The organism is Polaromonas sp. UBA4122, assembly GCA_002381615.1.
Lineage (GTDB): Bacteria > Pseudomonadota > Gammaproteobacteria > Burkholderiales > Burkholderiaceae_C > Polaromonas.
Genome location: DFWY01000058.1, coordinates 14,699 through 28,357, shown reverse-complemented (window position 1 = coordinate 28,357; position 13,659 = coordinate 14,699). Strand labels below are relative to the sequence as shown.

The 13,659-nt window shown below is 57.2% G+C and carries 13 protein-coding genes; 11 read left to right on the top strand and 2 right to left on the bottom strand.

Annotated features, from left to right (window positions below; all coding sequences use genetic code 11):
* Positions 1-2 precede the first annotated feature (2 nt).
* From nuoG to B3F77_RS07395, 11 genes are all read left to right on the top strand, one after another.
* Positions 3-2,159 carry an NADH-quinone oxidoreductase subunit NuoG gene (gene nuoG, locus B3F77_RS07445; protein WP_293604347.1) on the top strand — a complete coding sequence of 719 codons (2,157 nt, stop codon included), beginning with the start codon at positions 3-5 and terminating at the stop codon, positions 2,157-2,159.
* Entirely contained in the window at positions 2,156-3,220 is a 1,065-nt protein-coding gene (nuoH, locus tag B3F77_RS07440) for an NADH-quinone oxidoreductase subunit NuoH (protein ID WP_293604346.1), read from the top strand. The genes nuoG and nuoH overlap by 4 nt, the downstream gene beginning before the upstream one ends.
* Positions 3,221-3,231: 11 nt before the next feature.
* Complete coding sequence (gene nuoI, locus B3F77_RS07435; protein ID WP_293604345.1) at positions 3,232-3,729, top strand: NADH-quinone oxidoreductase subunit NuoI; 498 nt, start codon at positions 3,232-3,234, stop codon at positions 3,727-3,729.
* Between the two features lie 44 nt (positions 3,730-3,773).
* Positions 3,774-4,436 carry an NADH-quinone oxidoreductase subunit J gene (locus tag B3F77_RS07430; protein ID WP_293604344.1) on the top strand — a complete coding sequence of 221 codons (663 nt, stop codon included), beginning with the start codon at positions 3,774-3,776 and terminating at the stop codon, positions 4,434-4,436.
* On the top strand, positions 4,433-4,741 hold the full coding sequence (nuoK, locus tag B3F77_RS07425; protein WP_293604343.1) for an NADH-quinone oxidoreductase subunit NuoK: 309 nt from the start codon (positions 4,433-4,435) through the stop codon (positions 4,739-4,741). The genes B3F77_RS07430 and nuoK overlap by 4 nt, the downstream gene beginning before the upstream one ends.
* Before the next feature lie 7 nt (positions 4,742-4,748).
* A complete protein-coding gene (gene nuoL / locus B3F77_RS07420) occupies positions 4,749-6,773 on the top strand; it encodes an NADH-quinone oxidoreductase subunit L (protein ID WP_293604342.1) in 2,025 nt (674 codons plus the stop codon).
* An 18-nt stretch (positions 6,774-6,791) separates the two neighbouring features.
* The gene (locus B3F77_RS07415; protein WP_293604341.1) at positions 6,792-8,267 is read left to right on the top strand and encodes an NADH-quinone oxidoreductase subunit M; all 1,476 of its coding nucleotides are present in this window, start codon (positions 6,792-6,794) and stop codon (positions 8,265-8,267) included.
* Between the two features lie 23 nt (positions 8,268-8,290).
* Complete coding sequence (gene nuoN, locus B3F77_RS07410) at positions 8,291-9,793, top strand: NADH-quinone oxidoreductase subunit NuoN (RefSeq protein ID WP_293604340.1); 1,503 nt, start codon at positions 8,291-8,293, stop codon at positions 9,791-9,793.
* 124 nt (positions 9,794-9,917) lie between these two features.
* The gene (locus tag B3F77_RS20765; protein WP_349678395.1) at positions 9,918-10,100 is read left to right on the top strand and encodes a DUF2818 family protein; all 183 of its coding nucleotides are present in this window, start codon (positions 9,918-9,920) and stop codon (positions 10,098-10,100) included.
* A 42-nt stretch (positions 10,101-10,142) separates the two neighbouring features.
* Complete coding sequence (locus tag B3F77_RS07400; RefSeq protein WP_293604339.1) at positions 10,143-10,721, top strand: NUDIX domain-containing protein; 579 nt, start codon at positions 10,143-10,145, stop codon at positions 10,719-10,721.
* 21 nt (positions 10,722-10,742) lie between these two features.
* Positions 10,743-11,270 (top strand): DUF1178 family protein, encoded by a 528-nt coding sequence (locus B3F77_RS07395; protein ID WP_293604338.1) that lies wholly within the window; start codon positions 10,743-10,745, stop codon positions 11,268-11,270.
* A gap of 66 nt (positions 11,271-11,336) precedes the next feature.
* Here B3F77_RS07395 and B3F77_RS07390 read toward each other — a convergent pair whose 3' ends face one another.
* Complete coding sequence (locus B3F77_RS07390; protein WP_293604337.1) at positions 11,337-12,653, bottom strand: Glu/Leu/Phe/Val family dehydrogenase; 1,317 nt, start codon at positions 12,651-12,653, stop codon at positions 11,337-11,339.
* Between the two features lie 142 nt (positions 12,654-12,795).
* Positions 12,796-13,659, bottom strand: an 864-nt coding sequence (locus B3F77_RS07385) for an ATP-binding cassette domain-containing protein (RefSeq protein ID WP_293604336.1), incomplete at its 5' end; no start/stop codon positions are given.

Sequence of the window (13,659 nt, the reverse complement as noted above, 5' to 3'; positions counted from 1 at the left end):
ATATGGTTGAAATAGAACTCGACGGCCAGAAAGTGGAAGTGCTCGAAGGCAGCACGGTGATGCACGCTGCTGAAAAGGCTGGCACCTACATTCCGCATTTTTGCTACCACAAGAAGCTGAGCATTGCCGCAAACTGCCGCATGTGTCTGGTGGACGTGGAAAAAATACCCAAGCCCATGCCCGCTTGTGCTACTCCGGTGACGCCGGGCATGATCGTGCATACCAAGAGCGACAAAGCCATCCAGGCCCAGAAGAGCGTGATGGAATTTTTGCTGATAAACCACCCGCTGGACTGCCCTATTTGTGATCAGGGCGGCGAGTGTCAGCTGCAGGATCTGGCCGTCGGCTATGGCGGCAGCGAGTCACGCTACCAAGAAGAAAAACGCGTGGTGTTCCACAAGGATGTGGGCCCACTGATCTCCATGCAGGAGATGAGTCGCTGCATTCACTGCACCCGTTGCGTGCGCTTTGGTCAGGAAGTTGCCGGCGTGATGGAGCTTGGCATGTCGCACCGCGGCGAGCACGCCGAGATTGAAACCTTTATCGGCATGTCGGTGGACTCTGAGCTGTCGGGCAACATGATCGATATTTGCCCCGTGGGTGCGCTGACCAGCAAGCCTTTCCGCTACAGCGCCCGCACTTGGGAATTGTCGCGTCGAAAGTCGATCAGCCCGCACGATTCGACCGGCGCCAACCTGATTGTTCAAGTCAAGAGCAACAAGGTCATGCGGGTGGTTCCACTTGAGAACGAAGACGTCAACGAATGCTGGATCGCCGACCGCGACCGCTTCTCGTATGAAGCTCTGAATAGCGATGAACGGCTCACCAGCCCCATGCTCAAGCAGGGCGGCGAGTGGAAGACCGTTGACTGGCAAACCGCGCTGGAATATGTGGCCAATGGGCTCAAGCAGATCAAGGCCGAGCACGGTGCAGACAGCATCGGCACGCTGGCCAGTCCGCACAGCACGATGGAGGAGTTGTCCCTGGCTGTTTCCCTGATGCGTGGGCTCGGCAGCGAGAACATTGACTACCGTTTGCGCAATGCCGAGTTTTCTCCTTCCTCATCTGTCCGCTGGCTGGGCACCTCCATTGCCTCGCTGTCGCAATTGCAGAGCGTGCTGGTCGTTGGTTCCAACCTGCGCAAAGACCATCCGCTCTTTGCGCAACGTATTCGGCAGTCCATCCGCAAGGGATGTGCGCTGAGTGCTATTGATTCAATAGCCGAGCTGGCTTCCGCGGACGCATGGGCCATGCCGATTGCGAACACACTGCTGGTGGCACCTGATGGATGGGCTCAGGCCCTGTCTGACGTGGCTGCAGCGATTGCGCTAGAGAAGGGCGTGTCCGCACCCGCCTCGGGTCAGGCAACCGATGCCGCCAAGGCGATATCCAAATCATTGCTGGGCGCTGAGCGCAAAGCCATCCTGCTGGGCAATGCCGCGGCACACCATGCCAATGCCTCCAGTCTGCTGGCGCTGGCCCACTGGATTGGTACGCAAACCGGCGCGACTGTGGGTTACCTGACCGAAGCAGCCAATACCGTCGGCGCCCAGTTGGTCGGTGCTTTGCCGGGCGCCCAGGGCCTTCATGCCGGGCAGATGCTGGAGGGCAAGCTGAAAGCGCTCATCCTGCTGAACAATGAACCTGAGTTTGATTCAGCTGCAGGCCTCAAGGCCGAGGCTTCGCTGAATGCAACCCAGATGGTCGTCACACTGAGCCCCTTCAAGGCCAATATGAGCTTCAGCGATGTGTTGTTGCCGATTGCTCCCTTTACGGAGACCCCTGGTACTTTTGTGAATGCTGAAGGCCGTGTGCAGGGCTTTCATGCGGTTGTTAAACCTTTGGGCGACACGCGTCCGGCCTGGAAAGTCTTGCGCGTGCTGGCCAACCTGCTGGGCTTGCCCGGCTTTGACTTTGAATCCTCGCAAGATGTTCTCAAGCAGGTTCAAGGAGTTGACATGGCACAAGTACCCGCAGACAAGCTGGGTAATGAGCTAGCGGGTGCGAGCGAAGCCAATATCATCTTGTCAGCTGCGGCTGGCTTGATACCTGCTGTCGCCAGCATCTACCAGCTCGATGGTCTGGTCAGACGCGCACCATCGCTGCAGTTGACGGCGGATGCCCGGCAGGCCGCGAGTCTTGAAGGAGCCGCAGCATGATCGACGCGTTTTACGGCTTCGGCCAAGGTTTGATGGGTGGCGCGTGGCCTGTCGTGTGGGCGCTCATCAAGATCATCTGTGTTGTGGCGCCGCTGATGGGGTGTGTTGCCTACCTCACGTTGTGGGAGCGCAAGGCGATTGGCTTTACGCAGGTCCGTATGGGCCCCAACCGCGTCGGCCCCTTTGGACTGTTGCAACCGATTGCGGATGCGCTCAAGCTGCTGACCAAGGAGATCATCATCCCCACGGCCGCAAGCAAGGGACTGTATGTTTTAGGCCCGGTCATGACCATCATGCCCGCGTTGGCGGCCTGGGCGGTCGTCCCTTTTGGTCCCGATGTCGCACTGGCCAATATCAATGCCGGCCTCTTGTTTGTGATGGCCATCACGTCGCTTGAAGTTTACGGCGTCATCATTGCAGGCTGGGCGACCAACTCCAAATATGCGTTTTTGGGTGCCATGCGTGCGTCGGCCCAGATGGTGAGTTATGAAATTGCCATGGGCTTTTGCCTGGTGGTGGTGCTTATGGTGTCGGGCAGTATGAACATGACCGACATCGTGATGAGCCAGGGCAAAGGCATGGCTGCCAGCGCGGGCTTAACCATCCTCTCGTGGAACTGGTTGCCCTTGTTGCCTATTTTTGTGGTGTATTTCATTTCCAGCCTGGCCGAGACCAATCGCCACCCATTTGACGTGGTGGAAGGCGAGTCCGAGATCGTTGCGGGTCACATGGTGGAGTACTCCGGCATGGCTTTCGCCATGTTCTTCCTGGCTGAATACGCCAACATGATCCTGGTGTCGGTGTTGTGCGTGATTCTGTTTCTGGGCGGATGGTTGCCCCCGATTGACAGCGCATTCTTCAACTGGATTCCTGGATGGATCTGGCTAGGCATCAAATCATTTGTGGTGGTCACAATGTTCCTGTGGGTTCGCGCCACATTCCCGCGCTACCGTTATGACCAGACCATGCGTTTGGGCTGGAAGATATTCATACCTGTGACCCTGGTCTGGCTGGTGGTCGTTGGGGCCTGGATGCAGACCCCTTACAACATCTGGAAATAGGTGGAAAAGTCATGTCTGCAGTTGCCTCCGTCAAGGATTTTGTTTCAAGCTTCATGCTCACCGAGCTGTTCAAGGGTATGGCCCTGACCGGCAAGTACATGTTCAAGCGGAAGATCACTATCCAGTTCCCTGAAGAAAAAACCCCGCTAAGCCCGCGTTTTCGCGGCTTGCACGCACTGCGTCGGTATGAAAACGGCGAAGAGCGCTGCATTGCCTGCAAGCTCTGCGAGGCCGTGTGCCCGGCGATGGCCATCACTATTGAGTCTGATGTACGGGAAGACGGCAGCCGCCGCACCTCACGCTACGACATTGACCTGACCAAATGCATTTTTTGCGGTTTTTGTGAAGAGAGCTGCCCGGTCGACTCGATTGTCGAGACCCACATTTTCGAGTATCACGGTGAAAAACGGGGTGACCTGTATTTCACCAAGGAGATGCTACTGGCAGTGGGCGATCGCTATGAAACCGAAATAGCGGCCAACAAGGCGGCTGATGCCAAATACCGCTGAATCACCTCGTCAAGTAGCTGACACAAGAAAGAATCTACAAAAATATGGACGCTAAAACAGGTCTTTTTTATGTCTTCGCCGCGGTGCTGCTGTTTGCAGCATTCCGGGTGATTACTTCGCGCAATCCGGTGCATGCAGTGCTGTACCTTGTGCTGGCATTTTTTCAGGCTGCTGCCGTCTGGATGCTGCTCAAGGCCGAGTTTCTGGCCATCACGCTGGTGCTCGTCTACGTGGGCGCGGTGATGGTGCTCTTTCTTTTCGTGGTCATGATGCTCGACGTCGATCTGGATAGCGTGCGCAAAGGCTTCTGGAAGCATTTTCCACTTGCCGGCACGGTGGGCGTCATCATCGCCCTGGAGATGTCCTATGTCCTGATGGGCGGGTTCCGTGAGCCGCCGAAGCTGGCCTTAGCTCCGGTAGCACCTGGTCAAATCGCCGCTCAGGTTTCCAATGTCAAAGAGCTAGGCAAGCTCCTGTATTCGGGGTATCTCTACCCGCTGGAAATTGCAGCCGTGATTCTGCTGGTAGCCATCATTGCCGCTATTGCGCTGACCTTGCGTGAGCGTAAGGACTCCAAACATATCAATCCTGCTGATCAGGTCCGGGCAAAGCGTCGAGACCGGGTCAGCCTGGTCAAGATGAAATCTGTGGTCGCAGTGCCCATTGCACCCGCTATGGTTGCTCCCGCCGAGGAAAAAAAATCATGATGCTTACGCTGGGACATTTTCTTTCGCTGGGCGCCATGCTTTTTGCGCTGTCGGTCATCGGTATTTTTCTGAACCGCAAGAATCTGATTGTCCTGCTCATGGCGATTGAGCTCATGCTGCTGGCGGTCAACATGAATTTCGTCGCGTTTTCGTATTACCTGAACGACATGGCGGGTCAAGTTTTTGTGTTCTTCATCCTGACCGTCGCCGCTGCCGAATCCGCCATCGGGCTGGCCATACTGGTGCTGCTGTTCCGTAACAAGTCCAGCATCAACGTCGACGAACTCAACACGCTCCGGGGTTAATAAAAAGATGACTCAAACCCTTTCTGTATCGACGTTGCTGGCCGTTCCGCTGGCCCCGCTGGCTGGCGCCCTGGTTGCTGGTATTTTTGGAACCTCGTTTGGTGGTAACTGGGTAGGCCGCCGCCTGTCGCACACTCTCACCATTCTGGGCGTGTTGGTGGCGTTCATCATTTCGGCCATGACGCTCAAGAGCGTGGCGCTTGATGGCGCGCGCTTCAACGAAACGCTCTACACCTGGATGACGGTCGGTGGTCTGAAGATGGAAATCGGCTTTCTGGTCGATAGCCTGACGGCCATGATGATGTGCGTGGTGACTTTTGTGTCGCTCATGGTGCATATCTACACGATTGGCTACATGGAAGAAGATGACGGTTACAACCGCTTCTTTGCCTACATTTCCCTATTCACTTTTTCCATGCTGATGCTGGTGATGAGCAACAACCTGCTGCAGCTGTTCTTTGGCTGGGAAGCTGTGGGCCTGATGTCATATTTGCTGATCGGCTTCTGGTTCAACAAGCCGAGCGCCGTTTTTGCCAACATGAAGGCGTTCCTCGTCAACCGTGTGGGCGACTTCGGCTTCATTTTGGGCATTGGCCTCATCGCCGCCTATGCCGGCACGCTCAACTATGGCGAAGCTTTTGCCAAGGCAGATGAACTGTCCAAACTGGTTTTCCCGGGAACCGGCTGGATGTTAATTACCGTGATCTGCATCTGCCTCTTTATCGGTGCGATGGGCAAGTCGGCCCAGTTTCCGTTGCACGTGTGGCTGCCGGACTCCATGGAAGGCCCCACCCCCATCTCTGCGCTGATTCATGCCGCGACCATGGTGACCGCCGGTATTTTCATGGTGGCGCGGATGTCGCCGTTGTTTGAACTCAGTGATACCGCGCTGAGCTTCATCATGGTGATCGGTGGCATCACGGCGCTGTTCATGGGATTTCTCGGCGTCATCCAGAACGACATCAAGCGCGTGGTCGCGTATTCCACGCTATCGCAGTTGGGTTACATGACGGTGGCGCTCGGCGCCTCCGCATATTCCGTGGCCGTTTTCCACCTGATGACGCATGCCTTCTTCAAGGCGCTGCTGTTCCTGGCTGCGGGCTCGGTCATCATCGGCATGCATCACAACCAGGACATTCGCTGGATGGGTGGTGTGCGCAAGTACATGCCGATCACCTGGATTACCTCGCTGCTAGGTTCCCTGGCGTTGATTGGTACACCTCTGTTCGCTGGCTTTTACTCCAAGGACAGCATCATCGAAGCCGTGCGCGAGAGCCATTTGGCGGGCTCCGGCTTTGCTTATTTCGCTGTGCTGGCGAGTGTATTCGTCACGGCCTTTTATTCATTCCGTCTGTATTTCCTGGTCTTCCATGGAAAGGAGCGTTTTGATCAGAACCCCGAGGCCCATCACGATCCACATGGCGCTCATGGTCACGAGGGCAAAGCCCCTAAACCCCATGAGTCCCCTTGGGTGGTGACAGTGCCACTGATCTTGCTGGCTATTCCCTCGGTGGTGATTGGGTTTATGACGATCCAGCCCATGCTGTTCGGTGAGTTTTTCAAGGATGCCATTTTTATCAATCTTGAGCGGCACCCCGCCATGGAAGAATTGGCAAAGGTGTTTCACGGACCGGTTCAGATGGCGCTGCATGGCCTGACGGCAGCTCCATTCTGGCTGGCGCTCGCGGGCGTCGTGCTCTCGTATTACATGTATCTGGTCAACCCGGCTTTGCCGGCGGCCATCAAGCGCAAGGCGCAACCCATTTACACGCTGCTTGAAAACAAGTACTACCTCGACTGGTTCAACGAAAACGTCCTGGCCCGCGGGGTACGTGCGTTGGGTCTGGGCCTGTGGAAAGGCGGCGACGAGAAACTGATCGACGGTGCAGTGGTCAATGGATCATGGAAGCTGGTGGGCTGGGTTTCGGGCATGGTGCGCAGGCTGCAGTCGGGCTATATCTATCACTACGCTTTTGGCATGATCATCGGCGTATTTGTGTTGATGACGTATTTCGTCTGGCTCAACCAGTAAGAATAAGGAAGAATAAGAATGGGTTTGCTAAGCCTTGCCATATGGACGCCGATTATTTTCGGCACCGTTTTGTTGCTGCTTGGTCGGGACGAGCAGGCGCGTAGTGTGCGCTGGATCGCGCTGATCGGTGCAGTCGTCAGTTTTCTGGTGACCTTGCCTTTGTATGGCGGCTTTCAGCTGGGTACTTCGGCCATGCAGTTCGTCGAAAATAGCACTTGGATCGAGCGCTTCAATGTCAATTACCACTTGGGTGTGGACGGCATTTCGCTGTGGTTCGTGTTGCTGACCGCTTTTATCAATGTGGTGGTCGTCATCGCGAGCTGGGAATCGATCCGGACGCGTGTCAACCAGTACATGGCTGCTTTACTGATTCTCAGCGGCCTCCAGATTGGCGTTTTTGCTGCGCTGGATGGCATGCTGTTCTATGTGTTCTTCGAGGCTACATTGATCCCGATGTACCTGATCATCGGTATCTGGGGTGGGCCGAAAAAGATTTACGCGGCATTCAAGTTCTTCCTGTACACGTTGCTCGGTTCCCTGCTGATGCTGGTCGCGCTGTTGTTCCTGTACACCAAGTCGGGCGGCAGTTTTGATATCGCCACCTGGCATATGTTGCCGCTGGGCGGTACAGTGCAGACCCTGCTGTTCTTTGCCTTTTTTGCGGCCTTTGCCGTCAAGGTGCCGATGTGGCCCGTCCACACCTGGCTGCCCGATGTGCACGTGGAGGCACCAACAGGCGGTTCGGCCGTACTGGCAGCCATCATGCTCAAGCTCGGGGGCTATGGTTTCCTGCGTTTTTCGCTGCCGATCGCGCCGGATGCCTCGCACGAATGGGCCTGGTTGATGATTGCCTTATCCCTGGTTGCCGTCATCTATGTGGGGTTGGTGTCGCTGGTACAGCGGGACATGAAAAAGTTGGTAGCCTATTCGTCTGTGGTTCACATGGGCTTTGTCACGCTGGGCTTTTTCCTGTTCAGTGACCTGGGTGTTTCAGGCGGTATTGTTCAGATGCTCTCCCATGGCTTTGTGTCGGGGGCCATGTTCCTGTGCATTGGTGTGCTGTACGACCGTGTTCATTCCCGGGAGATAGCCAGCTACGGCGGCGTGGTCAACACCATGCCCAAGTTTGCGGCATTTGCCTTGCTTTTTTCCATGGCCAATGCCGGCTTGCCCGGTACCGCCGGTTTCGTCGGTGAATGGATGGTGATTCTGGCGTCCGTCAAATCCAACTTCTGGATCGGTGCTGCCGCAGCGACAACACTGATCTTTGCTGCAGCCTACACGCTGTGGATGTTCAAGCGGGTGTATCTCGGCCCTGTTGCCAATAAAGAAGTCAAAGAGCTAAAAGATATCAATAGCCGCGAGTACCTCGTGCTCGCCTTGTTGGCCATTGCTGTGCTGTACATGGGTATTTATCCGAAGCCATTTACCGATGTGATGAATGCGTCCGTGACTGACTTGCTCAAGCACGTGGCCGTTTCGAAACTGAACTAAGCAACTTACGCAAAGAATTTCAGATGATTGACAAGCTCAGTTGGATCGCGGTTTACCCCGAAATTGTCCTTTTGATCATGGCCTGCGTGATTGCGCTGGTCGATCTGGGGGTTAAAACTCCACGCCGCACCGGCACCTATGTCCTGACATTGCTGACGCTGGCCGTGGTGGCTGCCATGGAAGCTTTCTATGCGGTTGGGGGCGAAACCTTCTACGGCTTCGGCAATATGGTGGTCGTCGATCCCATGGGTAGCTGGCTCAAGTGTTTTGCCAGCCTTGCCGTGCTGACTACGCTGGTCTATGGCCGACCTTACGCCGCAGATCGCGACATGCTGCGCGGTGGTGAGTTGTTCACCCTCAGCATGTTTGCCCTGCTGGGGATGTTTGTGATGATTTCGGGTCACAACTTTCTCGTGATCTACATGGGACTGGAGCTATTGACACTGTCCAGTTATGCACTGGTGGCCCTGCGTCGCGACCATGCAACCGCCACCGAAGCTGCGATGAAGTACTTTGTGCTGGGCGCACTGGCTTCTGGCTTCCTGCTCTACGGTTTGTCGATGTTGTACGGCGCGACCGGATCGTTGGACATCAATGAAGTATTCAACGCCATTGCCAGCCGTCAGGTCAAGCACCAGGTACTGGTATTTGGCTTGGTGTTCATAGTCGCTGGCTTGGCTTTTAAATTGGGCGCCGTGCCTTTCCATATGTGGCTGCCAGACGTTTACCAGGGGGCGCCTACGGCCGTTACCCTGCTGATCAGTGGCGCGCCACAACTCGCAGCATTTGCCATGTGCATCCGCTTGCTGGTGGAAGGTCTGTTGCCATTGGCAATCGACTGGCAACAGATGCTGGCATTGATGGCCATCGGCTCCTTGCTGATAGGTAACCTGGCTGCAGTGGCCCAAACCAACCTTAAGCGCATGCTGGCGTTTTCAACGATTTCGCAAATGGGATTTTTACTTCTCGGCTTGCTGGCCGGCGTAGTCAACGGCAACCAGCTTAATACCGAATCAGCGTATGGCGCCGCCATGTTCTACGCCGTGACCTATGTGCTGACCTCGCTGAGTGCATTCGGCATCATCCTGCTGCTGGCCCGTGCCGGGCACGAGTCTGAAGAGATCGCCGATCTGGCGGGCCTTAACCAGCGCAGTCCACTGTACTCCGGTGTCATGGCCATCAGCATGTTTTCACTGGCCGGCTTGCCGCCGCTGGTGGGCTTTTATGCCAAGCTGGGCGTGTTGCAGGCGCTCATTTCGTCGCAGAAAACCAGCTATCTGGTGCTGGCTATTTTTGCCGTGATCATGTCGCTGATTGGCGCTTTCTACTATCTGCGAGTGGTCAAGGTAATGTACTTTGATGCACCCCAGCGACTCAGCACCCAGCCGATCTTGGCACCTGCTGACGCCCGGGTAATGCTGGTAATCAACGGTGCGGTCATGCTGATTCTGGGCATCCTTCCCGGTGGTCTGATGACCCTCTGCACTCAATCAATCAGCAGCATCGTCAAGTCCCTGGGGAGTTAGATCTCCCTCATGACTCAAACCACTTCGGTTTGGTTCGTCGTCCTGTTAGCTATGGTGGAAAATCTGCCGTTCATCAGCAACCCTATTCGCGGTGCTTGTGCTCAAGACGCCAAGGCGTCTGGCTATGCGACTGGCGGCATTGCCGGTCTGGTATCTGCGGGTCGGCGGGTTCGGGCTGCACCCTGAGCAGCGGACTGCGCAAATTTCCACGCAGGGTTGGGAGTTTTACGCCATCACGGGCACGCTCTTTCTTGCCATTGCATTTACTGGTTTCACCCATCGTTATTTGTTCAAGCACCGGGCATGAAGCGCGGCGTGTGGTGTTGGCGCTGATGAGGAGGAAGGCGGCATGGCCGATGGACATTTGATTGAGGTTAAGGTGGGCTCCGAAGAAATTCTCAATGGGAAGTTTCTTCACGTATGCCGCGATACCGTCAGGCTGCCCGATGGCACCCAAACCACGCGCGAATATGTCATTCACCCCGGCGCGGTGATGATTGTGGCGCAACTCGACGATGGTCAGTTGGTGCTAGAGCGCCAATACCGTTATCCGGTTCAGGCGGTCATGCTTGAATTCCCGGCTGGCAAGCTCGATCCCGGCGAGGCATCGCTGGCCTGTGCGCAGCGCGAGCTGCGGGAGGAAACCGGCTACACTGCGCGCCAGTGGGCCAAAGCCGGCATGCTGCACCCGGTGATTTCCTACTCCACCGAATTTATCGATGTCTGGTTTGCGCGTGGACTGACCCTGGGCGAGCGAAAGCTGGATGCCGGTGAATTCCTGGACGTATTCACGGCCACCCCCACCGAACTCTTGGGCTGGTGCGGCAATGGCCAGGTAACCGACGCGAAGACACTGGTTGGCGTTCTGTGGCTGCAAAACGTGTTGTCTGGGACTTGGGCACTGGATTGGCAAGCGGTCGCGCCGTAATGGATTCGCGATAATGGCCTCATGAAAGTTCTGAACCTCCAGTGTTCGCACCAGCATTCGTTTGAAGGCTGGTTTGCATCCGAGGGCGACTTCCAGGACCAGTTGGCGCGCGGCCTGATTGAATGCCCGCTGTGTGCCGACAAAGGCATTCACAAACTCCCGAGCGCGCCGCGGCTCAATCTTGGCGCTTACCAGGCTGGTGAGCCAGCCCAAGACAGCGTATCGGGTGGCCCTATCCAGCAGACAGCTTCAGCTAAGCCTCCGGAAAATGTCGGAGCGCGCAGCAGCGATGCCGTGATCGGCATACCGGACGGCACTAGCCCTGCCGCGCAGGCCGCTTTCCTCAAAGCCTTGCGTCATGTCATTGCAACCACTGAAGACGTCGGTGAGCGGTTTGCCCTTGAGGCGCGCCGCATGCACTATGGCGAGCTTGAGGCGCACAGCATTCGTGGCCAGACGACTGCGCGGGAAGCCGTGGAACTGATGGAAGAGGGGATTGATGTCATGCCCTTGCCGCTGCTCCCGGGCATCAAGGAAACCCTGCAGTAGGAAGTCAGGGTGCCACTCGGCACCCTGTTGCTCACAGTGCTTGCGTTAACCCAGCGAAAGCCCTGATCAAGGATACAGGCCGCGCAACTCGCGCGTGCGCAGGATGCGCGTGCAGGCTACGATAAACGCTGCGGTGCGCAGGCTGACCTTGTTGTCCTGAGCCACTTGCCATATTCCGGCGAAAGCGCCTTTCATGATTTTTACCAAGCGGGCATTGATCTCATCTTCATCCCAGAAAAAGCTGGAGAAATCCTGCACCCATTCGAAGTAGCTGACGGTGACCCCGCCGGCGTTGGCGATCACGTCAGGCAGTACCAGTACATTGCGCTCCTGCAGGATGTCGTCGGCTTCGGGCGTGGTTGGGCCATTCGCGCCTTCGATGATCATGCGCGCCTTGATGCGGCCGGCATTGGCCGCAGTGATTTGCTGCTCCAGCGCGGCCGGAATCAGGATGTCGCAATCCACATCCCAGAACTGGTCATTGGTAATGACCTCGGCCTGTGCAAAGCCGCTCACGCTGCCGGTTTCCTGTACGTGCTTGAGCAGGGCCGGCACATCGAGGCCAGCCTCGCGGTAAATGGTGCCGCCATGGTCTTGCACCGCGACCACGCGCGCGCCTGCTTCGGCAAAGAGCTTGCCCGCAACGCCACCCACATTGCCGAAGCCTTGTATGGCTACACGCGACCCTGCAATATCGAGTCCTATGTGTTTGGCGGCTTCGGCGCCCACGGTGAACACGCCGCGGCCTGTGGCCTCACGCCGACCGAGCGAGCCACCCAGGTCCACCGGCTTGCCCGTGACCACGCCCGTTGCCGTAGAGCCCGTGTTCATGGAATAGGTGTCCATCATCCACGCCATGATCTGCTCATTGGTGTTTACGTCGGGCGCCGGAATGTCTTTGTTGGGGCCGATGATGATGCCGATTTCGCTGGTGTAGCGGCGCGTTATGCGTTCGAGTTCACCGAGTGACAGTTTTTTCGGGTCTACGCGAATGCCGCCTTTGGCACCGCCGTAAGGAACATTCACCGCTGCGTTTTTAACCGACATCCAGGCGGACAGTGCCATCACTTCCGACAGCGTGACATCCTGGTGAAACCGCACGCCGCCCTTGCCCGGCCCGCGCGATACGTTGTGCTGCACCCGGTAACCTTCAAAGTGCGCCACCGTGCCGTCATCCATGTGAATCGGAACGTCCACGATCAGTATGCGTTTGGGTCGCTTCAGGGTTTCGGCCCATCGCGCCAGATTGCCCAGATAGGGTATGACCCGGTCAACTTGCTGCAGGTAAATGCCCCACGGGCCGAGCTTGTCGGCCTGCAGGTAGGAAGGAAGAAGGTGGGCGCCGGGAGCGGCAGCTGCGCTGGGGCCGGAAGCTTGCGACATGAAAAACTCCTTGTGGATAGTCAAGTCACGGAGCTTAGGCCTGCGGCTTTCAACTGTCCAAGGCCAGCTTCATGCATCTCCCATGCAAATAATGCATAACAGAGGATTCTGCTCCAGCGTCTGCGTCTGGGAAGCGATGCGGTCAAACATTGAACTGCAGCGCCGCCAGCCGCGCATAAATGCCACCGCGGTTCACCAGTTCCGCGTGTGTTCCCTGCTCCACCAGCTGGCCGTGGTCCAGCACCAGGATGCGGTCGGCCTGCTGCACCGTGGCCAGGCGGTGGGCAATTACCAGCGTGGTCCGGTCCTTCATGGCCGATTCCAGCGCCGCCTGCACCATGCGTTCGCTCTCGGCATCCAGCGCGCTGGTGGCTTCGTCCAGCAGCAGCAACGGTGAGTTTTTCAGCATGGCCCGTGCAATCGCAATGCGCTGGCGCTGGCCGCCAGAGAGGCGCACGCCGCGCTCGCCCAGAAAGGTGTCGTAGCCTTCGGGCAGCGCACTGATGAATTCATGCGCATAGGCCGCCTTGGCAGCCGCTTTGGTTTCTTCGTCGGTGGCGTCGGGTTTGCCGTAGCGAATATTTTCCAGCGCGCTGGTGGAGAAGATGACGGCATCCTGCGGCACGATGCCGATGCGCTGCCGCAAGTCAACGAGCGCCATGTCAGCCGTGCGCACGCCGTCCAGTTCAATGCGGCCCGAGGCCGGGTCGTAAAAGCGCAGCAGCAACTGAAACACCGTACTCTTGCCCGCGCCGCTCGGCCCCACGAGGGCGACGGTTTCACCCGGGGCCACGCTCAGGCTGAAGTGGCTCAATGCAGCCTGCGCCGGACGTGACGGGTAGTGAAATGTCACCGCTTCGAATTTGATAGCGCTCCCTGAACGTATGACGGGAGCTAGGACCGGATTCGATGGAGAAATAACGGGCGAACGTGTTTCCAGCAGTTCCATCAGCCGCTCGGTGGCACCGGCCGCGCGGAGCAGATCGCCATAGACCTCGCCCAGCAC

Excerpts from the sequence above, each read along its gene's own strand:
- nuoL (WP_293604342.1), top strand. The coding sequence starts at position 4,749 with ATGACTCAAACCCTTTCTGTATCGACGTTGCTGGCCGTTCCGCTGGCC.
- B3F77_RS20765 (WP_349678395.1), top strand. The coding sequence starts at position 9,918 with ATGCGACTGGCGGCATTGCCGGTCTGGTATCTGCGGGTCGGCGGGTTC.
- nuoN (WP_293604340.1), top strand. The coding sequence starts at position 8,291 with ATGATTGACAAGCTCAGTTGGATCGCGGTTTACCCCGAAATTGTCCTT.
- nuoG (WP_293604347.1), top strand. The coding sequence starts at position 3 with ATGGTTGAAATAGAACTCGACGGCCAGAAAGTGGAAGTGCTCGAAGGC.
- nuoI (WP_293604345.1), top strand. The coding sequence starts at position 3,232 with ATGTCTGCAGTTGCCTCCGTCAAGGATTTTGTTTCAAGCTTCATGCTC.
- B3F77_RS07415 (WP_293604341.1), top strand. The coding sequence starts at position 6,792 with ATGGGTTTGCTAAGCCTTGCCATATGGACGCCGATTATTTTCGGCACC.
- B3F77_RS07430 (WP_293604344.1), top strand. The coding sequence starts at position 3,774 with ATGGACGCTAAAACAGGTCTTTTTTATGTCTTCGCCGCGGTGCTGCTG.
- nuoH (WP_293604346.1), top strand. The coding sequence starts at position 2,156 with ATGATCGACGCGTTTTACGGCTTCGGCCAAGGTTTGATGGGTGGCGCG.
- B3F77_RS07390 (WP_293604337.1), bottom strand. The coding sequence starts at position 12,653 with ATGTCGCAAGCTTCCGGCCCCAGCGCAGCTGCCGCTCCCGGCGCCCAC.
- nuoK (WP_293604343.1), top strand. The coding sequence starts at position 4,433 with ATGATGCTTACGCTGGGACATTTTCTTTCGCTGGGCGCCATGCTTTTT.
- B3F77_RS07395 (WP_293604338.1), top strand. The coding sequence starts at position 10,743 with ATGAAAGTTCTGAACCTCCAGTGTTCGCACCAGCATTCGTTTGAAGGC.
- B3F77_RS07400 (WP_293604339.1), top strand. The coding sequence starts at position 10,143 with ATGGCCGATGGACATTTGATTGAGGTTAAGGTGGGCTCCGAAGAAATT.